This window comes from Paenibacillus eucommiae (genome assembly GCF_017874215.1).
Lineage (GTDB): Bacteria > Bacillota > Bacilli > Paenibacillales > NBRC-103111 > Paenibacillus_AI > Paenibacillus_AI eucommiae.
In genome coordinates this window covers 21,717-45,377 of record NZ_JAGGLB010000003.1, presented here as the reverse complement: position 1 = coordinate 45,377, position 23,661 = coordinate 21,717, and the positions used below count along the sequence as shown (strand labels likewise).

At 42.8% G+C, this 23,661-nt stretch carries 28 protein-coding genes and 2 pseudogenes; 25 read left to right on the top strand and 5 right to left on the bottom strand.

Translation table 11 applies throughout. The features are described 5' to 3' along the window. Positions 1-100: 100 nt before the first annotated feature. Positions 101-406 (top strand): hypothetical protein, encoded by a 306-nt coding sequence (locus J2Z66_RS05520; protein ID WP_209970380.1) that lies wholly within the window; start codon positions 101-103, stop codon positions 404-406. Between the two features lie 390 nt (positions 407-796). Further along, positions 797-1,306 carry a DUF1572 family protein gene (locus J2Z66_RS05515; RefSeq protein WP_209970379.1) on the top strand — a complete coding sequence of 170 codons (510 nt, stop codon included), beginning with the start codon at positions 797-799 and terminating at the stop codon, positions 1,304-1,306. A gap of 149 nt (positions 1,307-1,455) precedes the next feature. Here J2Z66_RS05515 and J2Z66_RS05510 read toward each other — a convergent pair. Then, positions 1,456-2,559: pseudogene (locus tag J2Z66_RS05510) on the bottom strand (IS110 family RNA-guided transposase). A 366-nt stretch (positions 2,560-2,925) separates the two neighbouring features. Here J2Z66_RS05510 and J2Z66_RS05505 point away from each other — a divergent pair. The 5 genes from J2Z66_RS05505 (at position 2,926) to J2Z66_RS05485 (ending at position 5,894) form a co-directional block, all read left to right on the top strand. Next, positions 2,926-3,252 (top strand): hypothetical protein, encoded by a 327-nt coding sequence (locus J2Z66_RS05505; protein WP_209970378.1) that lies wholly within the window; start codon positions 2,926-2,928, stop codon positions 3,250-3,252. Between the two features lie 379 nt (positions 3,253-3,631). Further along, positions 3,632-4,372, top strand: coding sequence for a class I SAM-dependent DNA methyltransferase (locus J2Z66_RS05500; protein ID WP_209970377.1), 741 nt, complete (start codon positions 3,632-3,634; stop codon positions 4,370-4,372). Positions 4,373-4,645: 273 nt separating this feature from the next. Beyond that, entirely contained in the window at positions 4,646-5,098 is a 453-nt protein-coding gene (locus tag J2Z66_RS05495) for a DUF6442 family protein (protein ID WP_209970376.1), read from the top strand. 13 nt (positions 5,099-5,111) lie between these two features. Continuing rightward, positions 5,112-5,321 carry a helix-turn-helix transcriptional regulator gene (locus J2Z66_RS05490; protein WP_209970375.1) on the top strand — a complete coding sequence of 70 codons (210 nt, stop codon included), beginning with the start codon at positions 5,112-5,114 and terminating at the stop codon, positions 5,319-5,321. Between the two features lie 87 nt (positions 5,322-5,408). Then, entirely contained in the window at positions 5,409-5,894 is a 486-nt protein-coding gene (locus J2Z66_RS05485) for a small multi-drug export protein (protein ID WP_209970374.1), read from the top strand. Positions 5,895-5,935: 41 nt separating this feature from the next. On the opposite strand, the gene J2Z66_RS43335 is transcribed toward J2Z66_RS05485, so the two are convergent. Continuing rightward, positions 5,936-6,067, bottom strand: coding sequence for a hypothetical protein (locus J2Z66_RS43335; RefSeq protein ID WP_281068796.1), 132 nt, complete (start codon positions 6,065-6,067; stop codon positions 5,936-5,938). Between the two features lie 144 nt (positions 6,068-6,211). On the opposite strand from J2Z66_RS43335, the gene J2Z66_RS05475 reads away from it, so the two are divergent. The 7 genes from J2Z66_RS05475 to J2Z66_RS05450 all read left to right on the top strand — a co-directional run bounded on the left by J2Z66_RS05475 (position 6,212) and on the right by J2Z66_RS05450 (position 10,952). Next, on the top strand, positions 6,212-7,174 hold the full coding sequence (locus J2Z66_RS05475; protein WP_209970373.1) for an RCC1 domain-containing protein: 963 nt from the start codon (positions 6,212-6,214) through the stop codon (positions 7,172-7,174). Positions 7,175-7,580: 406 nt separating this feature from the next. Further along, the gene (locus J2Z66_RS05470; protein ID WP_209970372.1) at positions 7,581-8,069 is read left to right on the top strand and encodes an NUDIX hydrolase; all 489 of its coding nucleotides are present in this window, start codon (positions 7,581-7,583) and stop codon (positions 8,067-8,069) included. A gap of 322 nt (positions 8,070-8,391) precedes the next feature. Then, positions 8,392-8,799: a hypothetical protein gene (locus tag J2Z66_RS05465; protein WP_209970371.1), complete on the top strand. Its 408-nt coding sequence runs from the start codon at positions 8,392-8,394 to the stop codon at positions 8,797-8,799. A 105-nt stretch (positions 8,800-8,904) separates the two neighbouring features. After that, positions 8,905-9,141: a hypothetical protein gene (locus tag J2Z66_RS42435; protein WP_245375307.1), complete on the top strand. Its 237-nt coding sequence runs from the start codon at positions 8,905-8,907 to the stop codon at positions 9,139-9,141. Next, complete coding sequence (locus J2Z66_RS42430) at positions 9,142-9,354, top strand: GNAT family N-acetyltransferase (RefSeq protein ID WP_312894448.1); 213 nt, start codon at positions 9,142-9,144, stop codon at positions 9,352-9,354. A gap of 345 nt (positions 9,355-9,699) precedes the next feature. Then, positions 9,700-9,966, top strand: coding sequence for a CD3324 family protein (locus J2Z66_RS05455; RefSeq protein WP_209970370.1), 267 nt, complete (start codon positions 9,700-9,702; stop codon positions 9,964-9,966). 131 nt (positions 9,967-10,097) lie between these two features. Next, complete coding sequence (locus J2Z66_RS05450; RefSeq protein WP_209970369.1) at positions 10,098-10,952, top strand: GNAT family N-acetyltransferase; 855 nt, start codon at positions 10,098-10,100, stop codon at positions 10,950-10,952. Between the two features lie 107 nt (positions 10,953-11,059). On the opposite strand, the pseudogene J2Z66_RS05445 reads toward J2Z66_RS05450, so the two are convergent. Then, positions 11,060-11,426 (bottom strand): annotated as a pseudogene (locus J2Z66_RS05445) (class I SAM-dependent methyltransferase); the annotation flags it as partial. A gap of 163 nt (positions 11,427-11,589) precedes the next feature. On the opposite strand from J2Z66_RS05445, the gene J2Z66_RS05440 reads away from it, so the two are divergent. From J2Z66_RS05440 to J2Z66_RS05420, 5 genes are read left to right on the top strand one after another with little or no spacing between them, the layout of a single operon-like run. Next, positions 11,590-11,964: a FixH family protein gene (locus tag J2Z66_RS05440; protein ID WP_209970368.1), complete on the top strand. Its 375-nt coding sequence runs from the start codon at positions 11,590-11,592 to the stop codon at positions 11,962-11,964. Next, on the top strand, positions 11,961-13,298 hold the full coding sequence (locus tag J2Z66_RS05435) for a right-handed parallel beta-helix repeat-containing protein (RefSeq protein ID WP_209970367.1): 1,338 nt from the start codon (positions 11,961-11,963) through the stop codon (positions 13,296-13,298). Before J2Z66_RS05440 ends, J2Z66_RS05435 begins: the two co-directional genes overlap by 4 nt. After that, a complete protein-coding gene (locus J2Z66_RS05430) occupies positions 13,295-13,876 on the top strand; it encodes a nitrous oxide reductase accessory protein NosL (protein WP_245375305.1) in 582 nt (193 codons plus the stop codon). Before J2Z66_RS05435 ends, J2Z66_RS05430 begins: the two co-directional genes overlap by 4 nt. Beyond that, positions 13,873-14,694 carry an ABC transporter permease gene (locus J2Z66_RS05425; RefSeq protein WP_312894398.1) on the top strand — a complete coding sequence of 274 codons (822 nt, stop codon included), beginning with the start codon at positions 13,873-13,875 and terminating at the stop codon, positions 14,692-14,694. The genes J2Z66_RS05430 and J2Z66_RS05425 overlap by 4 nt, the downstream gene beginning before the upstream one ends. Continuing rightward, the gene (locus J2Z66_RS05420) at positions 14,687-15,418 is read left to right on the top strand and encodes an ABC transporter ATP-binding protein (RefSeq protein WP_209970366.1); all 732 of its coding nucleotides are present in this window, start codon (positions 14,687-14,689) and stop codon (positions 15,416-15,418) included. Before J2Z66_RS05425 ends, J2Z66_RS05420 begins: the two co-directional genes overlap by 8 nt. Before the next feature lie 117 nt (positions 15,419-15,535). Here the strand turns inward: J2Z66_RS05420 and J2Z66_RS05415 are convergent, their stop codons facing one another. After that, positions 15,536-16,030, bottom strand: coding sequence for a FixH family protein (locus J2Z66_RS05415; RefSeq protein ID WP_209970365.1), 495 nt, complete (start codon positions 16,028-16,030; stop codon positions 15,536-15,538). 14 nt (positions 16,031-16,044) lie between these two features. Then, positions 16,045-17,460 carry a PepSY-associated TM helix domain-containing protein gene (locus tag J2Z66_RS05410; RefSeq protein ID WP_209970364.1) on the bottom strand — a complete coding sequence of 472 codons (1,416 nt, stop codon included), beginning with the start codon at positions 17,458-17,460 and terminating at the stop codon, positions 16,045-16,047. A gap of 144 nt (positions 17,461-17,604) precedes the next feature. On the opposite strand from J2Z66_RS05410, the gene resA reads away from it, so the two are divergent. The 6 genes from resA (at position 17,605) to J2Z66_RS05380 (ending at position 23,550) form a co-directional block, all read left to right on the top strand. Then, on the top strand, positions 17,605-18,138 hold the full coding sequence (resA, locus tag J2Z66_RS05405; RefSeq protein ID WP_209970363.1) for a thiol-disulfide oxidoreductase ResA: 534 nt from the start codon (positions 17,605-17,607) through the stop codon (positions 18,136-18,138). Between the two features lie 214 nt (positions 18,139-18,352). Further along, complete coding sequence (locus tag J2Z66_RS05400; protein ID WP_209970362.1) at positions 18,353-18,826, top strand: MarR family transcriptional regulator; 474 nt, start codon at positions 18,353-18,355, stop codon at positions 18,824-18,826. A 155-nt stretch (positions 18,827-18,981) separates the two neighbouring features. Further along, positions 18,982-20,223, top strand: a complete 1,242-nt coding sequence (locus J2Z66_RS05395; RefSeq protein ID WP_209970361.1) for an MFS transporter — start codon at positions 18,982-18,984, stop codon at positions 20,221-20,223. 109 nt (positions 20,224-20,332) lie between these two features. After that, complete coding sequence (locus tag J2Z66_RS05390; RefSeq protein ID WP_209970360.1) at positions 20,333-21,277, top strand: Gmad2 immunoglobulin-like domain-containing protein; 945 nt, start codon at positions 20,333-20,335, stop codon at positions 21,275-21,277. 669 nt (positions 21,278-21,946) lie between these two features. After that, positions 21,947-22,693, top strand: a complete 747-nt coding sequence (locus J2Z66_RS05385) for a PEP-utilizing enzyme (protein WP_209970359.1) — start codon at positions 21,947-21,949, stop codon at positions 22,691-22,693. Further along, positions 22,690-23,550, top strand: coding sequence for a PEP/pyruvate-binding domain-containing protein (locus J2Z66_RS05380; protein ID WP_209970358.1), 861 nt, complete (start codon positions 22,690-22,692; stop codon positions 23,548-23,550). The genes J2Z66_RS05385 and J2Z66_RS05380 overlap by 4 nt, the downstream gene beginning before the upstream one ends. The last annotated feature ends 111 nt before the right edge of the window (positions 23,551-23,661 follow it).

Genomic DNA, 23,661 nt, shown 5'->3' with positions numbered 1-23,661 from the left:
ATTCATTAAGTGCAGGGCAGTTCCCATGTGTGCTATACTTTCAAAGTAACAGTATGACTCGTCATGTTTGAAAAATGTCGTATTCAGGAGGGTCATATTAATGGGGAAGACATTCTGCAAAAGAACTAAAAAGATAATGGTAAATGGTTCTCAATTCCACTGCGTTATTAATGAAATCCCTAGTAATAAATTCGTGAATTTCAAGGTTTATTCATCAAAAACCTCATATTTCGAAGTATTATTTACATGGGAAGGCAGCTGGCACTTCATTCCACATAAGCCAAAGAACTGTGAACGTTTAATAATATATGCAATTGAAACCGGATGGGAATATAGCATTGAAAAGAAGACATTGAAAATCGAGCAAGGTGATTTTCTCATTGATAAGTTAGGACTAGATGTATAACTTCACTTTTCTCATTAAGCAGTCAAGGAAATATAAGATGAAGCTGCCGCTATGAGCTTCATTCGACAGCAGTCGGTCATTGACCGGCTGCTGTTTTCTTAACTGGCACCAGTGGGAACAGAACGGAGAGTGATCGATCCGAAACTTATAATTTTGGTTGCTTTTTTAATTTATTGGATTATATTCTTGTCATTTCTCCATGTCAAGAATATGATCCGATTGCCGATACATACCAAGAATATAAACCGATTGCCGAAGTGTATTGTTATAGAGCCATTTAAGCTAACGGGCAGTTTAGCGTGGTAACGGTAATGTTAATTGACCATTGTGTCGGGGAGCGTTTGTTTGGTAGTATTAAACAGATGGAAACTTTTACTAGGAGGGCGTTAAATGGAAATTGCCTTAGAGCTTATTGAAAGCATGTTAGTTAAGTTCAGGTCAGAGAAGAAATGGACTCTCCAAGCGATTGAACAGTTGTCTGAAGATGATATTAATTCTTCCCCGACACCAGAAAGTAACAGCATCGCTAACTTAGTTGCTCATATTAGAGGTGCGGTACACTCACGAATTGAAACAATTCTTTTAGATATTCCTGACACAAGAGATAGAGATAAGGAATTTGAAAAAGGGCTAAAAATGTCTAAAGAGCAAGCGATAACAAAGACCAGAGCCTCTTTTGATATTCTTATACAATATCTTGAACATCTCAAGTCCATTCCTGAGTTACTAATGTCACAACCCTTCCTTAATCTGCCCCCCCTTACATTCAGTCAAGTGAGTAACGAGACGACTGCTTTGAATCTTATAATGGCAATGTTTAGAGAGGTCCATTTTCATACAGGACAAATCATATATGCTGCAAAAATAAGAAAAGGGCAGCTTGTTTGGAATAACGATTAACAAAGCACACGGCGGATTCCGTTGAACTACTATGAAAATTCATTGCACCAAAGTATGGAAAAAGGCAGCACTAAAGAAGACGCAGCTCGTTCATTTTTTTTAAAAGGGGAGAGCGCCTGAATATCTTTTGATTGCAGCTTTATATAGATTCAAGAGGCTTCGGGTTCAGTGATGGTAACGGAGTAGCCTAGTCCTTTAAGTCTGCGTAAAGCATGCCGCGCAATGGACTGTTGCCTTTGCTTATCAAAGTAGTCTCCCCCTAGATCAACATACATTTCTTTGCGAGTTAGAAGGTAATAGGAGATTCTCAACATGGCATGAGCGACTCCAATTCCTGCTCGTTTCCTTCCTTTTCGCGCTGCTGTACTTCCGTTAAGCCTGATCTCAAATATATATTGCCCTTTTTGGTTTTAGCTGATTTCCTTTTGCCCGCACTTTCGTTGTGGCCAGGAACAAGTCCTGCCCAGGAACACATATGAGCCGCGCTCGGAAACTGGTTTTTAATATCTGTTCCGATTTCCGCTAAGATTTGTTCAGCCATGCGTGTCGATATGCCGGGAATTGAATCCAGTCGCTCGATGTCTTCTTAGTATGGACTTAAACGCCGCGCAACTTTTTGATCCAGCATATCCATTTGTTCCGTTAGAAAATCGATGTGAGCTAAAATGGTTTTTAACAGCAGTCGCTGATGGGGGCTTGTGTAACCTTGAAGAGCTAGTTCGAGTTCAGGCTTCTTCCGTTTCAGCGTACGTCGGGACATGCCGGCAAGTTCTTCAGGATCGTCAATGCCACCTGGCAATCGCGCGAAGCATGTTTTTGGATGAAAAGCCCATAATATCTGAAACAACAGAGCCCAGCTTGATGCCGGGCACGCTCTTCGATAATGCTCCTGCGATACCGAACGAGCTCTCTTAGCTCCCGTTGATCACGGTCTGGAATGAAACTGGCTTTAATCAATCCAGGACGAAGGAGCTGGCAAATCCACTCTGCATCTTTAACATCGGTTTTACGCCCAGGTACTGCTTTCATATGCTGAGCGTTGACAACTAAAAATTCAGGTGTCCTCTGCTTCGATTAAGTTCACAATTGGCTTCCAGTATACACTCGTACTCTCCATGGCCACATGTACATCCGTGCAGCTTTATCCAATCCACTAGCTTAAGCAGGAAAACAGTTGTAGTCGAGAATGTTTGAATCTCCTTTCCTTCAGGTGTCATGATGCATGCCGTAATATTGTCCTTATGGACATCCATACCGCACGACCGTTCACATTACATCCATGCCAAGCACTCCTTTCTTCGGCTGTCAAGATTGGAGGCTGGTGCAACAACCAGAATAGGATTAATCTACTATGAGTGCTTCCCGCTAGGGAGCAACATTCAGTGGTGCCCGTGGTCGCTGGAGCCAGACTAACGGATGGGCTCTAACGCACCATAGTTCATCGACCTTCCTCTCCTAGCAGTACTTCCAGTATAGTATTTTCATCCTCTGTGGTGCAGCGCTGATTTTGCGCTGCATGGATGGCTAACGGGCAGTTTAGTGTAACAGTAGTCTTGATTGAATACTTACTTTATATAGTTATAATTAAAGTGAAGTTTAATCCAAAGGAGAATAAGTTTATGAGCTATGATATTCATATTACGAGAGCAAATCATTGGACAGAGAGTACGGAAATCCCCATTTCACTTGATGAGTTAAAGACTATATTTGCGGCTAAAAATGATTTTGAGTATTCAAATACATTTTCAAAATCTGGTCCAATCCAAATTTCAATAAGCGGTGATTTTTTTATTTGGGAAGCTGATGATGCATGGGTTCCTTTCAGTTATTCCAATGGTAAACTTACAGTCTCAGGAGCCGATGAAGGCGATGTGATTGATAAGATGAAGGAAATTGCCAGTGAACTTAATGCAAAAGTACAAGGGGATGAAGGAGAATTATACTAAGATTGTCCTGATTGTAGCTTAAGCTATCTGGGAACGATAGCTCAACTTCAACAGGCTGCCGCGGCAGCCTGTTGTTACGCTAACGGGCAGGATAGCGTAGTGATTATCGACTTAAAGAATAGTTATGTAAGGTTCGATAAAAATTGATTATAACCATTTATCACCAAACGGATTATCAAAAAAATAGTAAAATAATACTGTTAAGCGCGATGTCTGGCGATAGGGCTTTCATTTCGATTATCCTTTCTGCGTCTATATAAACACATGTTCTTCCTTATAGAAATTATTTTCCTCAATGCAACATTTTGTTTATTTTATTCAATAGATTCTTTTTTTGCAATTCGAAATGTTATGACAAGAAATGAAAGGGGGAATGGCGTTGATTGAACATAGCAATCTTGAAGAATATCAAGATCCTGTAAATTACGATCTTGAATTTGACGGTGAAATGGACAAATATCAGTTCTATCTTGAGCTTGCTAGATCGAGTCCTGGGGAAGTGTTAGAACTTGCTTGTGGTACAGGCTTAACAACAATACCCCTGTCGAAAGCCGGCATAACGATGACCGGTGTAGATATCTCTTCAGCGATGCTCGCATATGCGCGGTTAAAGGCGGAAAGGTTGACTGTTACTTTTATGGAAAGCGATGCCCGTACCTTCGAATCGGACAAGCGATTTTCGATGATTTATTTGACTGGTAATGCATTTCAGGCATTCTTAAGTGATCAAGATCAAATCGATTTGCTCACAACCGTTCACAAACATTTACAACCCCATGGAATCTTTGCATTTGAGACCCGTAATCCGGAGGGAACGGATTTATCCGATCAAGAAGAGACAGAATGGGGATCATTTATTGATAAGGATGGGAATAACGTCAAGGTATCAGGCACACAATGTTACGATGCTAGCCAGCATATCATGCATTGGGTCACGATGCGGGATTGGGGGTATAAGCGAACGACTTCCCGAATTGCTTGTCGGTTCACGAATCAGGATACGCTGCATTCTTTATTAACCCATCACGGCTTTCGCGTCGAACATCAATATGCTGACTGGGATAAAACTCCGTTCTCTCCGTCATCTTCATCTATCATTAGCGTTTGTAGAAAATGTTAGGAGAGACGTAATGCATTGCACTAGAAAAAATCCCCTCAGGTAGAGGGGATTTTTGGTGATAATTCAATCGGTCCGCGGGACATCGTTTTCTCCACCCATGCGATCCGAAAATGACAAGAACATAGATACTTGACCGATCACAGCATTCGTTCGGAATTATTCATTGATTTTATTGAACTGATTCCAACATTGAAAAGATGCAAAATCAGTTAGAGAATATTTCGACACAGCCAAACTACTATGTTGCAGTTGCATGTAAAGACGAAAAGGTAATTGGAACAGCTACGCCGTATTACACGCGGAAACCCTACAAAACGCTTGACAAGTAAACTTGGCATGTATATATTTATTGTATGCCAAGAAAACTTGGCAAATATTTTAGGAGGGATTCTCATTAACAAAGATGAAATTTTGTCGAAAAGCAGAAAAGAAAACAAGGATAAGGATTTATTTAAAATAGAAGTCCAGATAAATGCGGGAAATGTTGGTTCTATTACTGCGATAATATTGGCTACCATCTTTTTTGTGACGCAAAGTCTGCTTGGAGATGGTTTTGATTTTGGCTTATATGCCATTATATTTTCTATTTCCGCCGCCGGTTTCATCGTCAAAGCAATCCGTATGAAACGCAGACGCGATATTGTGCTTTCAATTATCTATACACTTGTAACGCTGATTTTATCGGTTGCCCATATTTTTAAATTGATAACAACTTATGCAAATTAGATAGGGTGAGCCGATGGAAGATGAATTGATTCTGAAAAATTATTTGAAAGAAGTAAGAACTGAAAAAAATTTATCCCAGGCACAGCTTGCAAAATTAGTCGGCGTTTCTCGGAATACCATTAGTTCCATTGAAACAGGACAATTTAATCCAACAGCAAAACTGGCCTTGATTCTTTGTATAGCTTTGGGCAAGAAGTTTGAAGAACTGTTTTATTTTGGTTGAATCGGCTACAGATCGTACCGGAAGGAACGAGGTCGATACTACATATGTGCTGTTATACTGGCAGCATTCGAAGGGTGGAAGTGGAAGATGGATATTGGGAGCCTATTAGAAGGAGTAAAGGAAGCGAATATTTTTATTCAATTAGGGGCTGTGTTTCTGATCTCGCTCGTGCCTTTTCTGGAAGGCTATATTGCGGCCTCAGTAGGGATTGTTGTCGGTTTTCCGGCCGTTCCAACGATCATAGCAGCATCGGTTGGAAACTGGCTGTCTATTATGGCTATTATAGTTTTGTACGAAAAACTACGTCATCGCCGAAATGCTAACCAGAAGGAAGGACGTTCCGGCAAGCGAATGGAACTCGCTCGCAAGCTATTCAATAAATACGGCGTGCCTGGTGTTGCGCTGATTGGGCCTCTCGTATTCGGCCATCATATTGGGGCGTTTATTTCGCTCGTATCGGGAGCATCCAGGCGTTATGTGACATTATGGATGACTATCGGTGTCTTGGTATGGACAATCGCCGTAGGCGTTCTGGCCACTGTCGGTGTTGATTTTGCAAGCCGTTTGCGGTAAAATTCGCTTTTTAACTAATTATCCTTTTTTATTCATTCTCTTTAAAGTAAATTCAGCGCCTTCAGTGATTCCATTAACAATGATTCATAAAGATCAGTGGTTGGAAATAAATCAACAGCACGGATAATTTCTGGATCAATCAAATGTCTGCTTCTGTTTTTTTGCTCACTCATGGTTTTTAACTTCCTCGCTTTCTTTCTATATACACCACACTATTCATTATGAAGTACTACTCTTCGGTTTATTAGAGATTTGAGCCCTGTTGTATATTGTCTTATTAGAAGACATTTAATCGATTGTTTTCAAGGAGGTAAACCATGGATTACATTTCACCGAAAGAAGCTTCGTTGAAGTGGAGCACTTCAGAACGGCGCATCCAAAAATTGTGCGAGGAAGGCCAGATTAACGACATAGTTCGGATCAGCAAGGTATTTGCAGCAATTCCCAAAGATACCATAGCGGCGGGTTATCGTCATACCGTCGGGCTTAAATCGGACGGCACAGTGACGGCTGTGGGTGATAATAAATATGGCCAATGTGATGTAAGTGACTGGCACGGTATTGTGATGCTTGCGGCGGGTAGTGCTCATACAGGTAATTCTCATACAATCGGGCTTAAAACGGACGGCACGGTGGCGGCTGTGGGTTGGAATAAGCATAACCAATGCGATGTAAGCGGCTGGCGCGATATGGTGGCAGTTGCAGCGGGTTGGCGTCGTACCGTCGGGCTTAAATCGGATGGCACGGTGGTTGCTGTGGGTCGAAATAATGAAGGTCAATGCAATGTAAGTGGCTGGCGTGATATGGTGGCGTTTGCGGCGGGCGACTGGCATACCGTCGGGCTTAAATCGGACGGCACGGTGACGATTGTGGGTAATAATCGGTATGGCCAATGCAATGTAAGCGACTGGCGCGACATAGTGGCGGCAGCTGCTGGTTACCTTCATACCGTCGGGCTTAAAACGGATGGCACGGTGGTGGCTGCGGGTTGGAATAAGCGTGACCAATGCGATGTAAGCGGCTGGCGCGGTATTGTGGCGATAGCAGCGGGTAGTAATCATACCATCGGCCTTAAATCGAACGGTACTGTGGCGGCTGTCGGATGGAATGAGCATGGCCAATGCAATGTAAGTGGCTGGCGCGATATTGTGGCGGTTGCGGCGGGTTGCGTTCATACCGTCGGGCTTAAATCGGACGGCACGGTGGTTGCTGTGGGTCGAAATAATGAAGGCCAATGCAATGTAAGCGGCTGGAGCAGCATCCAACTACCCGGCAATTAGTTTTCAATATTAATAATACATATAATAATGAAAGCCGTGTGCCGATTTCCCTCGCATGGCTTATTTTTTGTATTGATATAAAAATATTTTATACTAATACTAGAAAAAGGTAAATACATGAGATATTCTGTTAGATAAATTATAATTCAGCTTAGATTTTAAAAGTGAAATAAGTAAAAAGGCCATCGAATTTATTTTTCCGGCAGCCTGACTGTGGGGGGGAGTATTGATCGGATTGTTCTATTCCCACAAAGCTTTAAAGAGTTATTAGCGATGCATTCCACTAACGGGCAGGATAGTTCAATCGTTTCGTGAGTACTTTCAAGCATATAAATTCACGAAAGCAGGAAAGTACAGGAAACATGTGGAATAAATATACAACTATACCGTATTAGGGGGTCTTGAAATGGCGTTTCCGACACATATTGTATCGGCAGGCGGAATTGTAGAAGATGGAAATGGAAATATCCTATTAGTAAAAGCCCATGACGATGGTTGGGTGTATCCTGGTGGGATAACTGAAGTTGGAGAAAACCTGATTGATGGCGTGATTCGTGAAATCAAAGAGGAAAGTGGAATAGACGCCACTGTTAGCCATATAATTAGTGTTGTTTCGAATACAGCGATCCATAAGTGGTATGACGGTGTGACGGATGTTCCTACGAAGGTCATGTTTGATTTCGTGTGCAAAGCTGTGGGTGGAGAGTTAACTACTTCTGATGAAACGAGCGAGTGCAGGTGGGTTCCAAAGGAAAATGTTCTGGATTTGATTACTTTACCCGCTATCCGCATGCGTTATGAAGCTTATTTAAATTTTAACGGCTCTGTGAATTATATAGAGTACGTCACTGCGACAACGTCAGAATGTAATGTCAAGCTTCAAAGGCGTGTTTAGTTGTACGAGGGCTCGTGTTTTAAAAATTTTTGCACTAACGGGTAACTATAGTTCAACAAATTATACTCACACATAAAACAGAACTCTCGAAATTAGAGGGTTCTTTACATTTATATTCATACGTATGCTGGTAACACCCCTTATTGTAAGGGAAGAGGCCAAAGCATCATGGTCTGGGTTGATGAAGATGGCGATGGGATTATTGAAGATCTATTTGTGAGAATGACAAAAACGGCGATTAAGCTAACGGGTAGGTTACAAATAAAGGAAATAACTCTAATGCAGAGAATAACTTATTAAAAACATTTTGGGGGGTATTCATTTGTGGGTATCGAATGAAGTAATTCGCGGGTTTCCACCTGATTTTAAAGTGAAGTATAGATTTTTTACGCAAGAAGAAGGAGGTAGGAAAACACTTCCTCGACAAGGCTATAGAAGTGATTTTGCTTTAGAAGGTGATTTTTTAAAGACAAAGATAGAGTTGAGAGTGATTCACCCAGAGTTCGAAGACGAGAACGGAGAAATAATTATTAATGAGTCACGTTCAGTATTAGAATTAGGTACCGCTAGGATGTGGATAATGTTTCCTAAAGCACGAGAGGAAAGGCATATTCATGATATTAAAGTAGGACTAAAAGGTTATTTCATGGAGGGACCAAGACGTGTTGCTGAAGCCGAGATTATAGAAATTATCGGTTTGTTCACAAACCCTAGAACTGAGGAGAGATAGCTTAAACGTTCCGCTAACACGGACCGATAATTGAATAAATGTCTTAGGCTCGTGGGGCGTTAAGCTAAAGGGCAGTTCTCCTTACCATTTATCAGAGGTCTCTACTTGCATTTTCTGCCTGATGTAAAAAGAATTAAGCCGATGTCACCGCCGAATTTTTTTTCATTTGAACTGATTAAGCGAGAAGAAGTGGTCAGTTTATTTGATGTTACAAGATTCAATGAAGCTATTATATATGATACGAATCTTCCCTGGCAGACTGATCTAGCTATGCTTGCAAAGCAAGATGGGGAAATTGTTGGTGTGGCAGGAGCAAGCAAAACCTGTGCAAAACTGTGGTAAATTGGCATAGAAGTATTACCCAAATATCGTAATTTGGGATTAGCTAGTTATCTTGTAAACAGGTTAACTTTTGAAATTTTGGAACGTGGAGAGATACCTAGTTATGACGTAATCGCCAGTAACATTGCTTCACAGAGAGTAGCTCAACGTTTAGGGTATTTTCCCGCATGGGTGTCTGATTGGCGATGTAATTTTGAAGGACTTGAACAGTAATTGTATCTCAAGAAGCTCAATTAAATCAGATCTGGCTAAAAAACGAGTTTGAGAAATTTCAATGATAAAATAGTAACATTTACATTAGGTGCAGGAATCAGTCAAATATTATCGAATGTAATATTTGGCATAGAATTAGACACTGTTGATTTTTGAAAGAGAGGTCTCAGATTATGGGTAAATTTACGATCTGCTCCATGCAAAGTCTTGATCTATAAACAACGGCGGTTGTTTGTGTGGAGCCAGAATTTATTTTACCGCCTTAATATCAGCGTTTGTGATAATTGTTTATAGGATAGACTTTGCAACCTTAAATTATATTTAATTTTAAGGAGCAGAGCTATCATGAAGTATGTAAACGCAGATATCATTTTTCCAGAAGAACTTTTAAAGGAAATACAGAAATATATCCACGGAAGCATGGTTTACATCCCAACCCCTGAAGGACAACGAAAGAAATGGGGCGAAAATTCAGGAAGTAGAAAACATTTAAGCCTCAGAAATGAAGCAATACGTCAACATTATATCGATGGTGCAACGATAGATGAACTCTCTGAACAATTCTGTCTCTCCAACGATAGTATTAAAAAGATCATTTATTCAAAAAAATAGGTCATAGAAATCACATCAGATCTCATGGTGTGATTTTTTGTGTAATAAATGATTCAGAATTATACTTTATATTTTTTTAAACTGTTTCCTTTGCTATGATTGAAAAAACACCGTTCAGGGAGGACATTAGGATGGCATTACACGTTCGTCCATATTGTACTGAATTAGAGGATACCGTTAAAAATTTAAGTCACAAAGCGTGGATACTTTTTAAGTACAATAAAGATTACAGTCATCAAAGAATGAGTTGTGTATTTAATGAGGACGGTATATTAATTTGTGTGGGATACTTACGACATGGGATAGCTGATGATCATGATGTATTCGAAATCGAAATGCCTACTAATGAATTAGCTTTAAATCGTATGAATGACGTAAGAATGGCTCTTTACCCTATATTCATAAATACCTGTGAAAAATTCCGTAATCTAAACAAGAAAACAAAGTTGGTTGCGTGGAAAGACTTTTATGGTGATAGAGGGTTTTGCGAAGAAAAGGGCTTTCTCCCTTATCAAACATATTATAAAGCACAGCGTTCACTTGAAGAACCCATACCTGAAGTCAGAACACCTGTTGGAGTTAATGTCAATTTCCATCCGATGGAATCCAAAGAGGAAAGAATTAAATATACCGAATTAGAAAATCAATTTTATCAAGGTGTTGTATACAGAAGTGTAAATATGTTGGAATGGATGATGGGTGGTCCAGAGTTACATACCATTTCTGCATTTGAAGGCGATGAACTTGTTGGCAGCGTTATGTGTTGGCAAACTGGTGCAGTTGATAGATTATTCGTAATTCCGCGATGGCGTAATAAAGGGTTGGGTAAGTTTCTCATAACAAAGGGTTTTGAGTACCACATTAAGAACGGTCGAAACGAAGTTGAGACGTTGGTGAATGAACAGGATAAGGAAGCTATGATGTTGTTAGCGTCATTGGGATATAGCTTCCCGGTTAAATTGGAACTTATGGCATTGGATGTTTAACTGAATGTCTATAATATTTCGATTGGATGCTCAGATAAAGATTAGATAGAACTATGGGAAATGTTGAATTTGAATGGCAATGTATTAAAGCTAGTCATTGATTAAGCTATCGGAGAACAGATCAATTTTGCTGAAAAGACCGCACGCCATCAAATGTTGCCTTACCTTTTCGATTTGGTTTTCAGATAAATCCAAACCCCATAGTTCAGATGCTTTGCGTTCCCCCTGATATTGCAAGGATTGGCCACTTCCACAGCCTATCTCCAGCATCTTTTTCCCTGAGACATCGCCAAAAAGTTGGCATTGTTCTTCTGAGACATATGCTCCATAAAAAGGAAGCACGATTGCTTCTAAGAAGTCATTTCCTTTTGTATCCCAATAGAAGCTGTTTGTTTTATAAACAGAATTCTTGTCCATGTCGAAGCCCTCCCCAAATATAAATAATATGAGCCGTCTATATACAAATCCACCCATAATATTCCATCCAACATACACGCCGCAGGGCCAAGAATTGTTGCTGCTTTGTCAAAACTCATGGCTTTTTCTGGATAGATATAGCCCGATGTAGTCATTGGATGAATCATATCCACTTGATATAATTAGATCGGACAATATTGTTCAGAGGGGTGGTGAGTGGATGACCAAGACACTCCATTTGCTTTTGGCCGCATTGCTGATTATCGGATTGCTAACCGCGTGTTCTTCAGAGCCAGCTCCAATCGATCCTTCGGCCATAGAGGTATCGCTATCAACCGTACCTGCTCCTGCAGTCTCTGGAAAACCGGTGGAGCTTAAAGCAGATTTCACGGGAGCTGAGTTTGCCGATTCGACCCAAGTCACGTTTGATATCCGGGTGGATGACAAGCCTAAGATGGTAGATGCAGAAAACAAAGGTAATGGCGTCTTTATGGGAACATACACGTTCGAAAAAGCGGGGCTTTATGAGGTATATCTCCATTTATATGTAGACGACCTTCATATCACCAAGAAAAAACAGGTGGACGTGCAATGATACGTATTCAGAAAATGGTACTAGCTCTGTTCCTGACAGGCATCGTGTTTAGCGGAATCCCTTCTAAGACAACGGCGGCTGATCAGCAGAAGCTGCAGCTAAGAATCGATCGTGCGCAGGCCGGAGAAACGATTACTCTGCCTCCGGGTACTTATGAAGGGCCGTTGGTCATTACCAAGCCGCTTCGTTTGGAGGCAGAGCAGGATAACACGGTTGTTCTGACCAATAACAGTGATCAGCCTGCGCTTCACATCGACACCGATAACGTGGCAGTTGTCGGTCTTCACATCAGAGATGATGCTATTAAACAAGCTCCTTCCGTTCTGGTTACAGGCGATAGAGTACTGCTGGAGCAGTTGGATATTCGAACCGGATCCTATGGAATTGTGATGCAGGATGCAAATGAAGGACAAGTCCTTGAGAATACCATAGCATGGAGTCTTCTTGAAGAGGGAGAAGCTGTCAAAATGTCCAATAAAGGAAATGGCATCGATCTGTATAACGCACATCGCAACCGTTTGACCGGTAATATCATCAAACGCGTGCATGATGGGATCTATCTGGAGAACAGCGATGAAAATATGGTGATTGGAAATCATATCGAGCTATCGCGCTACGGAGTTCACTGTATGTATACGAAGGGGACTATCATTCGTGAAAATTCCAGTCATATGAACATCACGGGAGCCATGGTCATGGCAACCCAGGATGTAGAAGTAGTGAACAATACCTTTACGAAACAAAATGAGAACGTCAACTCCCAAGGTATTCTGCTTTACGATGCACATAACACTTTAATCCGGGAGAACCTTGTAGAAGGAAACCGTGTTGGCCTGTTTGTTGAAGAATCAGCAAACAATCGTATTGAAAGCAACGAGGTCATCGATAATTTTATCGGCATTCAGCTCCTTGGTTCCGAGCTGAATGCTATTAACGGCAACCTTTTTTCAGGAAATGTCGCAGATGCACAGGCACAAAACAGCACGAACAACGACATAACGGGAAACTTCTGGGACTCGTTTCGCGGAATTGACACGGACGGGGACGGGAAAAGCGACATCAGCTATGGCATTAACCCTTTTTTTCAGGGTTTAATTAAGAAAAGACCTGCCTTTCAGCTTTTTTTTCAATCGCCTGGCATGATGTTTCTTGAAAGCTTGTATCAATCGAAGCAAAGCTTATGGACAACAGATTATTCACCACTAATGGTGCCGCCCGTTTCCACACGTTTGGATGACAAGGGCTCCTCTGGCGTCCAGACAGGTTTGATCGGAATGTTGCTCTCGAGCTCAACAATCTCACTTCTACTAGCAGCAAGGAGACGAAAAATATGAAAATGAAACAGTTAAGCTTGTTGGTGTTCCTGATATTAATCACAGTGATTATTGCCGCATGCGGGAAAAAGGAATATCAACCACAAGCCATCAATGAAGACACGGATCGCTGTGTGATCTGCAACATGGCCATTAAAGATGATGCTTTTGCCACACAAATCATTACAAAGGATGGCCAGTCGCTCAAGTTTGATGATATCGGCTGTATGAATGAATGGAAGGTTAAAAATGGCACAGATACGATCGGCGCTTCCTTTGTTCGCGATTACGGCAGCAGACAATGGCTGAACTATGAAAAGGCATATTATGTCTACGATGCTTCCTACAAAACACCGATGGCCTACGGTATCATTTCATTTGAGGAAGAGGCCGCTGCCAAGGCATTTATCGACGAACAGGGAAAAGGAAAGATGATGACTGCGGAAGAACTCGCCGCCCATAAGTGGGAGGTTAATCGTGACATGATGGATATGGGCGAGCATGAATCCTCGGAAGGCAGCCATGAGAGTCCTGACAGCAGTCATAATGAAGGAAAAGATGCGGAGAAGGATCACGGTACAAAGGAAAATCAATCGTGAATGACATCCTACATGTTGCAGTTAGAGAAATTAAAATGGGATTTCGCAATCCATGGGCCTATTCATTTATGGGTCTTTTTTCTCTATTTATGCTGTGTCTGCTGCTGATAAATGCGCAAGGCTACGTACAGGGCTATTCTGGCGTTACCGGTACGATGCTCAACCTTATTTTATATCTGCTGCCTTTAATGACCTTAATGCTTGGAGCTTTTTCTTTGACTGGAGAAAAGGAGGATGGCAACTGGGAGCTGCTTTCAACTTATCCAATCAGCACAGGGGCGTTTATGACCGGCAAATATGCGGGTCTTGCGGTTGTACTCCTGGCCATCGTCGCCCTCGGCTTTGGGTTCGCAGGATTAGTCGGCTGGATCACGGGCAGCGATTTCGAAATCCAGACTTATTTGCTGCTTTTGGTCTTTTCCAGTAGTCTCGCCTTGCTCTTTCTGGCCATTTCCTTTCTGGTAGGCACCTTGGCAAGAAATCGGTGGCAAGCATTGACGGTTGCTGTGGCCATATGGTTTTTTGCCATTATCGGCTGGCCGCCGCTGCTTATTGCCTCGCTGGGCATGATGCCTTATTTGTGGGTCAAACCAGCCATTTCCGTGCTTACCTTACTGAACCCGGCTGAATTATCGCGTTTGTTTGTTGTGGTGAAGCTCGGAGGAGGCTCTGTACTTGGACCCGAATATTATGAATGGATCAAATGGATTCGCCGTCCAGCCGGAACTCTTGGGTTCATCGCGGTCTCTATTCTGTGGATCGGTATCGCAGCAGGTACGGCCAATTGGTTGTGGGAAAGGGGGAGGACGCGTGTCTGAAGTGTTCGTACAGATAAAAGGCGTTCAGAAAATTCTAAAAAAACAAGTCATTATCCAAGATTTGAATGTCCAGGTTGCACAGGGGCAGATTCTTGCTTTGTGTGGAGGAAATGGTGCTGGTAAAAGTACGATTTTGCGTATGATAGCAGGAATTCTGCAGCCTGATCAGGGCGATATAACAGTAGGCGGGCTGCGCTGGAAGGATAACCGTAAACGCTTTGCGGAGTTGATTGGATATATGCCGGATGACTATCGCTTCAGCGCAGGGCTTACTGCCAAAGAGACCATGACATTTTGGGCGAAATTAAGAGGACTGACTGAACAACGCGCAGCTGAGGTGCTGGCCGAAGTCGGACTTGAAGAGACCGGTACCAAGCCTGTTTCCTCCTTCTCCAAGGGAATGCGGCAGCGGATTTTATTTGCTCAAGCTTTATTGTCCCGTTCCCCGCTTCTTGTGATGGATGAACCGACCAATGGTCTGGATCCCTATTGGATGGAAACTTTCGTTCAACTCGTTCACAAAGCGGCCGCTAATGGACAAACGGTTTTATTTTCAACTCACCAGCTGCAAATCGCAGAGGTACTAGCCGATCATATCGTCTTCCTTCGCGGAGGTTCTGTAGAGTTGGAGGGTACAGGGGAGGAAATACGCGGACAACTTGGTTCGACGGGCTTACAGGATGCATTTGCCGAATTGTTTGGTATCACAAGTAAACGCAAATAACAGAAAAGAGCCGCTAAACGCACAGTTCCCTGCGCACGTTGCGGCTCTACTTGGCTTCAAGTGCAGCTCATTAATGCCTTTTTGCCCGTTTTCATACTTCCAGGCCTAATGATGATGCTAATGATGATGGCCACCGGTTTCGGTGGGAGCAAGCGCTCCAGGTTCGCTTTGTTGTTCCTTTATAACCAACTGCTGTAAAGCCACATCTCCAACCGCGAAACGTTTAGATGGCATCAACTGATAATCTTTTGAAGTTACGCGGCATTTTACAATATATAGCCCTTCTTCAGCAAACGTTTGATTCACCGAATAGATTCCAGGTCCTTTCTTTTGACCTGACAAGATCATAGTTGCTTCTTTGTTTTCTTCAGGCCAAACTTCAAATTCAACCTGTTCGGCATCTTCGAATGGCTGGTCACCCTGCTTAACCTCAATCGAGAAGGTTCTGACATCTCCAGACTCGATGTTCGCAGCAACTTGCAGATCAACTGTCAAGTGTGGGATAAGGCCGTTCTTATCTGCTGAACTGACATTAGCTGTACAACCGCCAAGAATAGCCACAATCACGAACATTCCTAGACCAGTTGCAGTGCGTTTTAGTATGGGTAACATGAAATGATCTCCTCCTATGCTGAGAACCACTGCTTAAGCGGCCGAATTCTTTGAATTACTAACAAATCCAATATCAGAATGACCAGAATAGATAAGCCTACTAATGGCATCAGGATGCCAAAGATCAGCATGATACCCAGTACACCGATTGTAAATCGCTTGTCCTTTGGCTTTTCTGGAGCTCCAAGCTTGCCGTCAGGCTTGCGCTTTCGCCACATGAAATAGGAACTGATTGCAATAAGAATCACTCCCATGCAGGTCAGTAGTCCAAGCATTTGATTGACGACTCCAAATAATCTGCCTTCGTGCAGAGCGATACCTAACGAAATGACTTTGGCCATGATGCCGTAATCTCCATACCGGACGTCTGTGAGCACAGCTCCGCTGTATAGATCGACATGCAGTGTGGCGTCCCGTCCGGGTCTTTCATGGGCGGTAGAGATCGTATACACGCCAGTTTCGCCTTGCGGCATGGAGATAGTATAAGGCTTGCGAACACTCTGCTTGTCGGCAATGGAAGCAATTTCGTTGACATTCAGCGGTAAATAACCACCGCTTGCCGAAACGGGGACAGGGACATTCTCCACAGCCCAGGGTACGTCGTCCGCTATATCTTTCGCAACGGTCACAGATTCCGGCTTCGCCAAAAAACTCAATGCGAATGGCGGATAATTAGTATTTGTCGCATTTGCCAGCCTGTCGATTTGTCCGCCTAAGACACCAGACCAAGGCAGGCCGCTGGCTATCAGAACCAGCATACAGAGCGAGAGCCAGAAAGCGGGGACGGCATGGATATCCCTCCAGAAAGTACGACTGCCACGTTTCCCGAGTCTGGGCAGAATGGTGCCCCAGATCGCAGCTTTGTTTCGCGGCCACCACAAATATAGTCCTGTAACCGTCAGTATGACCGCCCAACAAGCGGAAAGCTCTACCAGTCGGTTCGCCCAGGTACCCTTCAAGAGAAGCTGGCTATGCATTTTTTTGAAGAAAGCAGAGAAGGTTTTGTCGCTATTCAGCATTCCGGTAATGTTTCCGGTATATGGGTCGGCGTACATCGTCGTAGCAGTTCCGTTTCGGCTGGCGGATAGTTTGATCGTAGACTCCAGATTATCGGTAAGCGTAATAGAGGATATGCTCGTTCCAGGGTAGGCACGAACGGTTTTCTCGATCAGGTCTGTATACGGCATAGCCGCCGAGCCCACTTCCCGTACGGTCAGCATATCTTTATAAAGATATCCCTCAATTTGCGGCTTGAATAAATACATGGATCCGCTGAATGCCAGAATGATCAGGAACGGTGCAAAAATGATTCCGGCGTAAAAATGCCACCTCCATACGGATTGATAAAGGTAAGGCAGCCATTTGGCTGCAGTCTTCTTGCGGGCTTGTGGTGTTGAAGGCTTGAAATGCTCAGTTGGCCTAGCGCTCATGTTTTACGGCTCCCTTTTTACACAATTTTTACAAAATAATTTTTATTATAAGGTAACTTTTGTGAAATCACATATGACTCTAATTACTCATTCTCAGGTATGCGTTTGACAGAATTGTGAAAATTGGGACAGAGGGGGATTAAGATGAAGAAAATAATAAGGTCAAAAGGCATGCAAACATTTCTGCTTATCCTTGTTCTTTATGCTATTGGTTATGCAATTCTGCAGACAAAGAGCGAGGTTCGCAAAGTGATTCAAGTAGGCCAAACCGCCCCGAATTTTGCGTTAACCTCATTGAATGGTCAAGAAATACAGTTAACCGACTATAGGGGGAAAGGAGTTATCCTAAATTTCTGGGCAACATGGTGCAATCCTTGTGTAAATGAACTGCCTCTTATGAATGAGGCTTATAAGCTTATTGATGGTGTGGAAATTGTAGCTGTCAATGTGGGAGAAAAAAATGAAACTGTACAAAAGTTTGCAAATCGTTATGATCTGAAGTTCCCGATCCTGTTAGATCTAGAGGAGAACGTGAAAAAAGCATATAAAGTTACTAGTCTGCCTTTGTCATTGCTTATCGATGAGAATGGAATCATTAAGGAGATGCTGGTAGGGGAATTGAATGATTTTGAAAAGATAACAACCTTACTGAAACAGGTTCAACCCCAAGTGAATTGATTAGCGTATTCTTCACAATTATGAAACCCACGTAGCTCTCCACCATGCGAAAGAAAGGGGTAGATCGACATTCAACAATAATGAACATAACAAAATATGCTATAATAAGGAGGTTATAATTAAGAGGGATTTATGTGAGCGACAAAGAAATACGGCTTTCCACTATAGAATTGATATAGGAAGTTGAACTCTGTAAAAGTGGGGAGGACAGGCCATGAACAAAGAAGAACAGGTCATAGTGAGGTTTAGGGACTTATATAACAAGATGGTTTGGCTTAATAAGGATAAGATGGAAGACAGTCTTAAGGGTTATAAGTCTTCTGAGGTTCATTGCATCGAATACATTGAAAAAAATGTAGAATCCAACGTGACAAAACTTGCGGAGTCCTTTTATATGACTCGCGGTGCCATAAGTAAATTAACTAAGAAGCTCATACAAAAAGGCCTTATCAACAGCTACCAGAAGTCGGATAACAAGAAAGAAATCTATTTTAGTCTTACTGAGCAAGGGAAAGCAATTTATAAAATCCATGAGGACCTGCACAAAGAGTTTCAAGAGCGGGATAAAGCCATATTTGAGCAGGTGACCGAGGAACAATTTGACAGTATGCTTAGCTTCATGGAAAAGTATAGTAGGCATTTGGATACAGAAATAGAGAAACTGGGTATAGATATGAAGTCGGAATAAATTTGAATACTGAAAATGAAACACAGGCAGCCGGGCTCTATTGAGAACGGGCTGCCTTTTTATTGGCATTAATTTGTTGACAAGGAAACAAAATTGTAATACGATGATTTTGTTGCCAAGGAATCAATAATGCAACCTTTGAGGAGAGAATTTAAATGTCCATATCTAGATCCCACAATGAACAGAACACAGAACAAACCATAGATAAACACGCTTTAATATTCGGGCTTATCTCTGTGTTTCTTTGCGGAATAGGCTTCAGTATCATAATGCCTGTCGTTCCGTTCTTAGTACAGCCTTATACAAGCAATCCGGGAGAACAAGCTATAGTTGTTACGTTGCTGACCTCTGTTTATGCATTCTGCGTGTTTTTTGCGGCCCCCGGACTTGGAGCTTTGAGCGACAAATATGGCCGTCGTCCATTGCTCTTAGTTTGCCTTTTGGGTTCCGCAATCGGGTACATTGTTTTTGGCATAGGAGGAGCTCTATGGGCACTATTTGCTGGACGCATAATAGAAGGTATAACAGGCGGCAGCATAGGCACTATCTTCGCTTATTTTGCAGATATCATTCCTCCAGAACAGAGAACAAAATACTTTGGATGGGTGAGTGCGGTAGTAGGGGTAGGCACCGTCATTGGCCCAACTCTAGGCGGATTACTTGCCAAGTCTGGTTATTCTGTACCCATGTATTTTGGAGCAATAGTAACTTTATTGAATGTTGTTTATGGATTCTTTTTTATGCCTGAGAGCCTTGACAGGAATAATAGGCTGAAAAAGATTACCTTCGTAAGACTGAATCCATTTACACAGCTTGTAAACATACTTTCCATGAAAAACTTAAAAAGGCTACTTATCTCAGCGTTCTTACTTTGGATACCCAACGGATCTTTACAGGCAGTTTTTTCGCAATTTACAATGGATACTTTTAGTTGGAAGCCTGCACTAATCGGACTTATGTTTTCAATTATGGGCATCCAAGACATCATTTCACAAGGATTCATAATGCCAAAGCTTCTGATAAAACTTAGTGATAAACAGATAGCAATTCTTGGAATGGTTTCAGAGATTGTAGGCTACAGTTTTATTGCGCTATCTGCTTTGTTCTCATTCTATCCTCTTCTTATCGCTGGAATGTTTATATTTGGTTTTGGTGATTCGATCTTTGGCCCTTCATTCAATGGGATGCTCTCCAAGTCTGTCGATGCTAGTGAACAAGGAAGGATTCAAGGAGGTAGCCAATCTATTCAGGCTTTAGCAAGAATGATTGGGCCTATCATTGGAGGTCAAATCTATGTATCACTTGGTCATGCTGCACCTGCTTTTATGGGTATGATCCTTATAGCAGCGGCAATATCAGTTTTGTATAAGGGTACTCATGTAAAATATATAAACTAGCTACTTTCTCCTTGCTAATAAGCAGAATTCTGTAATAATCGTTTAGAATTAGCGATTCTGAAACTTTTGAGAATCATGCTACGTCTGACTTTCAAAGGAGTTGAGGAACATGAGACAACAAAAAGGGTTTCTTTTTCTCGTTTTGATTTGTATGGCTACCCTATTGGCATCATGTGGCCAGGGAAGCGTTTCGGGGGACTCTACAGTGAGCCCTGTATCCGTAAAGGAGACCAAATCGGTCAAAGTGTTTGACAAGGGGAACATTATTCAAAAGGAAGGGAACCGTTGGTTAATCACGGCTTACGTTGAAAAAAATGGCTCTGCCTATATCGATGCCTTTTGGTTCACGGTGAACGAGCAGACGGTACTGCAGAACAGCGGCGGCCAGAACGTTCAGCCTGAGAATATGGCGATCGGCGCAGAAGTGGAAGCGTGGCACTCAGGGGCAGTCCAAGAATCGTACCCGGCACAGACCACTGCCGCCAAAATCATCATGCATGATGCTACGCAAGTGGTTCCAGAAGACATGATCGGTCAATCTGAAGCCGTACAAGCCGCACTGCAATCACTGACCGAGCCGACCGCTGCAAGGGCTATCAAATTAGTCTCACTCGATGCGAAGAACGGAAACTGGAATATAGAACTCGTCCAGCACGAAATGGTCGATCAATTCGTCACCCTGAAAATTGACGCCCGCTCCGGACAATCCGTCTCGATTCCTGTGGTGGAAAATGATGCTTTTCGCGTATTTTCGCCCCAGTTGGGGACAGAAGCTGGCCCCACTTTCACAGTTGAGGGCGAAGCTCGCGTATTCGAAGCCGCTTTTAGCTGGACGCTAGAAGACGGACACACCATACTTGCCGAAGGGAACGAGATGGCTGGAGTGAGCGCGCCGGAATGGGGCCGTTTTCGCTTCGATGTCAGTTATGAAAAAGCCTCGCAGTCTAACTTGATGCTAATCTTGTTCATTCACAGCGCTAAACACGGAGGTGTCGAACATGAGCTGATTGTTCCTTTGAAAGCTCCCAAAGATCGAATCAATATCACAAGGTGAATAGGGAAAGTCAATACTTCCACCAATGCTTTGCTAGTGGTGAAACAGTTTGAACTAGAGACACTAGAGAAACCGGCCAAACATGGTTAAACAATGATAGGGTTAGCAGCAATAATGGCCATATATTAAACCTTCCTAATGAACGTTATGATATTAGATGGGATTAAAAAAGAACCGTTCTAGGGTTTCTAGGGATGGTTCTTTTTTTATGTTACTTTAGTTGTATTGTATTGAAGAGAGAAAAAGTAAGTTCAAATAGTCGCTCTTCTGTAGAGCGGCCATTATTTTTACGCTAACAGGTAGTTATAGCTTGATATAGGTGGAGCAGGCTTCATTGGTTTACAGCCTTTTTCGGAGAGTAGGGGCATCTATTGACAAGGTAATATTTGGAAGTGTATACTATGCCATGTATTGATAAAAATTTAACCCTGAGGAGTGAGGTCAATGAAAAACTTCAAACGAAGCGCCAACAACATCATATTAGGTCCTCGCGATGTTTTTATTTAACTAATTCGCTTATCTCGAAATAAGCCCTGAGGATATTCCTGTCCTCAGGGCTTTATATCTGTGCGGGTCTACTCTGGAGTATAGAGTGATTCCGCGCGCTAAAGCCACTGGTTTGTTTTCAGTGGCTTTTTGTTTTGATTTAATTGGAAGTATGAAAAGGAGATGGTTATTTTCAACAGAGTCAGAATATGGTATCAGAAAGAGATTGAACTGCTTAAGCCTTTGGTACGTGATGTATACAAAAAAATTCATAGGTATCAGCTTGAACGGACGTCGCTGTTTGAGTTGCAGATGCGCGAAGCAATTGCTCAGACGACGCCGGTATTGGAAGTTTTTATCGAGCATATTCCAGCGTATAAAAGCAGCTATATCAAAGTTCTTGGCAGACAGGAGCAACTCACGTCATCCGAATTGATTATGTGCTTTGACCGGGCGATGTACGAATTGCATTTGTATGCAGCGTTAGGCAAATCGATTGGGAAATATGCCAACGAAGCGCCTTGGAGTAAGGAGCTTCGCGCACTCTTGAATGAGCGGCAAGAGATTGAACCAGCAGATAGCAATGTCTCTGTAGAAGAATTATTTCTTGCGAGCGGAAAAGTTGCCTGTCCCGGTCATGCCGAAGGGAGAGCTGCAGTCATAGTGAGGAAGGATGAGCTAGGGAACGTAAAACAGGGTGATATTCTCGTAACTACGATGACGACACCTGATTTCATCGAGGTTGCTGAGCTTATTGCAGGACTTGTCACGGACCGAGGCGGCATCGTTTGCCATGCTGCTATTTTGGCGAGGGAGTTTAACATCACGTGTATTGTCGGCTGCGGAAATGCAACAGAAGCTGTTATAAACGGTCAAAAAATTCGTATAGATGCGATCTCTGGCATCGTTATGGGATGTGATAATGAATGAATCTGATACATTTATATGAGGCGACCGAGGTTGATTTATTCGGGCGTAAAGCGGTGAATTTGGGTAAGGCGCTTCAACACCGTTTGCCGGTGCCAACAGGGTATCTGTTGTCAGCTTCCGCCGTTCAGCAATTTGCAAGGGGAGAGCTGAATTTGGAAAGCGAAATCCGGACTATGTTAGACTCCTTAGGTGCAGTTTCCGTCAGATCGTCCGCTAGTCAAGAAGATGGTGAACTGTCCAGCTATGCTGGACTGTTTCATTCCTGCTTGAACGTGACGACCGCCGAAGGAATTGAGCGAGCGATTCGGTACGTTTGGAATTCGGCACAATCGAATCGATTGCGTAACTATATGAGGCGAGGAGAGGGAGCAACTGCAGTAGATGAAGACGAGGCTGGGACTGCGGCTGTGGCTGCTGTACAAGTAGCGCTCATCGTACAACGAATGATCGCTTCCGACGTGTCGGGAATAATGTTTACACGCAATCCTGTCACGAATGCGGATGAACGAGTAATAGAGGCAACCTGGGGACTAGGCGAAGCGGTTGCTTCTGGATATGTGACGCCGGATTACTTCAGAATGAACCGGAATGGGGGAATTACGGAAGCGACGGCTAGCATGAAAGAGGTTGCGGTTCGATTAGGCCAGTACGAAGGTACGATTCAACATAAGTTGGCAGACAATGCCGCGTACTCGCTATGTCTGACCGCCAAGCAATGCAGCGAGTTGAACCGTCTGGCTGCAAAGTGCGAGGATACTTTTGGCCCGGACATCGATATTGAATGGGCCTTCGCAGAAGGAGAGCTTTGGCTGCTCCAATGCCGGCGTATAACCGGACAGAAGCTCTCGTCAGGCTGACTAAGCGTTTTTGAAAAGTGCTTAGTTGGGAGCATTTACTATGGCTGCTTGATTATGCGCCGATGTGCCAGTTAAGCCATCTCACTGCGATTTTCCCTCTTTATTAGTAAA

What these genes read in the sequence shown, in the direction of transcription:
- J2Z66_RS05520 (WP_209970380.1), top strand. Translation starts at nt 101, where the DNA reads ATGGGGAAGACATTCTGCAAAAGAACTAAAAAGATAATGGTAAATGGT.
- J2Z66_RS05515 (WP_209970379.1), top strand. Translation starts at nt 797, where the DNA reads ATGGAAATTGCCTTAGAGCTTATTGAAAGCATGTTAGTTAAGTTCAGG.
- J2Z66_RS05505 (WP_209970378.1), top strand. Translation starts at nt 2,926, where the DNA reads ATGAGCTATGATATTCATATTACGAGAGCAAATCATTGGACAGAGAGT.
- J2Z66_RS05490 (WP_209970375.1), top strand. Translation starts at nt 5,112, where the DNA reads ATGGAAGATGAATTGATTCTGAAAAATTATTTGAAAGAAGTAAGAACT.
- J2Z66_RS05485 (WP_209970374.1), top strand. Translation starts at nt 5,409, where the DNA reads ATGGATATTGGGAGCCTATTAGAAGGAGTAAAGGAAGCGAATATTTTT.
- J2Z66_RS43335 (WP_281068796.1), bottom strand. Translation starts at nt 6,067, where the DNA reads ATGAGTGAGCAAAAAAACAGAAGCAGACATTTGATTGATCCAGAAATT.
- J2Z66_RS05475 (WP_209970373.1), top strand. Translation starts at nt 6,212, where the DNA reads ATGGATTACATTTCACCGAAAGAAGCTTCGTTGAAGTGGAGCACTTCA.
- J2Z66_RS05470 (WP_209970372.1), top strand. Translation starts at nt 7,581, where the DNA reads ATGGCGTTTCCGACACATATTGTATCGGCAGGCGGAATTGTAGAAGAT.
- J2Z66_RS05455 (WP_209970370.1), top strand. Translation starts at nt 9,700, where the DNA reads ATGAAGTATGTAAACGCAGATATCATTTTTCCAGAAGAACTTTTAAAG.
- J2Z66_RS05450 (WP_209970369.1), top strand. Translation starts at nt 10,098, where the DNA reads ATGGCATTACACGTTCGTCCATATTGTACTGAATTAGAGGATACCGTT.
- J2Z66_RS05440 (WP_209970368.1), top strand. Translation starts at nt 11,590, where the DNA reads ATGACCAAGACACTCCATTTGCTTTTGGCCGCATTGCTGATTATCGGA.
- J2Z66_RS05435 (WP_209970367.1), top strand. Translation starts at nt 11,961, where the DNA reads ATGATACGTATTCAGAAAATGGTACTAGCTCTGTTCCTGACAGGCATC.
- J2Z66_RS05430 (WP_245375305.1), top strand. Translation starts at nt 13,295, where the DNA reads ATGAAAATGAAACAGTTAAGCTTGTTGGTGTTCCTGATATTAATCACA.
- J2Z66_RS05415 (WP_209970365.1), bottom strand. Translation starts at nt 16,030, where the DNA reads ATGTTACCCATACTAAAACGCACTGCAACTGGTCTAGGAATGTTCGTG.
- J2Z66_RS05410 (WP_209970364.1), bottom strand. Translation starts at nt 17,460, where the DNA reads ATGAGCGCTAGGCCAACTGAGCATTTCAAGCCTTCAACACCACAAGCC.
- resA (WP_209970363.1), top strand. Translation starts at nt 17,605, where the DNA reads ATGAAGAAAATAATAAGGTCAAAAGGCATGCAAACATTTCTGCTTATC.
- J2Z66_RS05400 (WP_209970362.1), top strand. Translation starts at nt 18,353, where the DNA reads ATGAACAAAGAAGAACAGGTCATAGTGAGGTTTAGGGACTTATATAAC.
- J2Z66_RS05395 (WP_209970361.1), top strand. Translation starts at nt 18,982, where the DNA reads ATGTCCATATCTAGATCCCACAATGAACAGAACACAGAACAAACCATA.
- J2Z66_RS05390 (WP_209970360.1), top strand. Translation starts at nt 20,333, where the DNA reads ATGAGACAACAAAAAGGGTTTCTTTTTCTCGTTTTGATTTGTATGGCT.
- J2Z66_RS05385 (WP_209970359.1), top strand. Translation starts at nt 21,947, where the DNA reads ATGGTTATTTTCAACAGAGTCAGAATATGGTATCAGAAAGAGATTGAA.
- J2Z66_RS05380 (WP_209970358.1), top strand. Translation starts at nt 22,690, where the DNA reads ATGAATCTGATACATTTATATGAGGCGACCGAGGTTGATTTATTCGGG.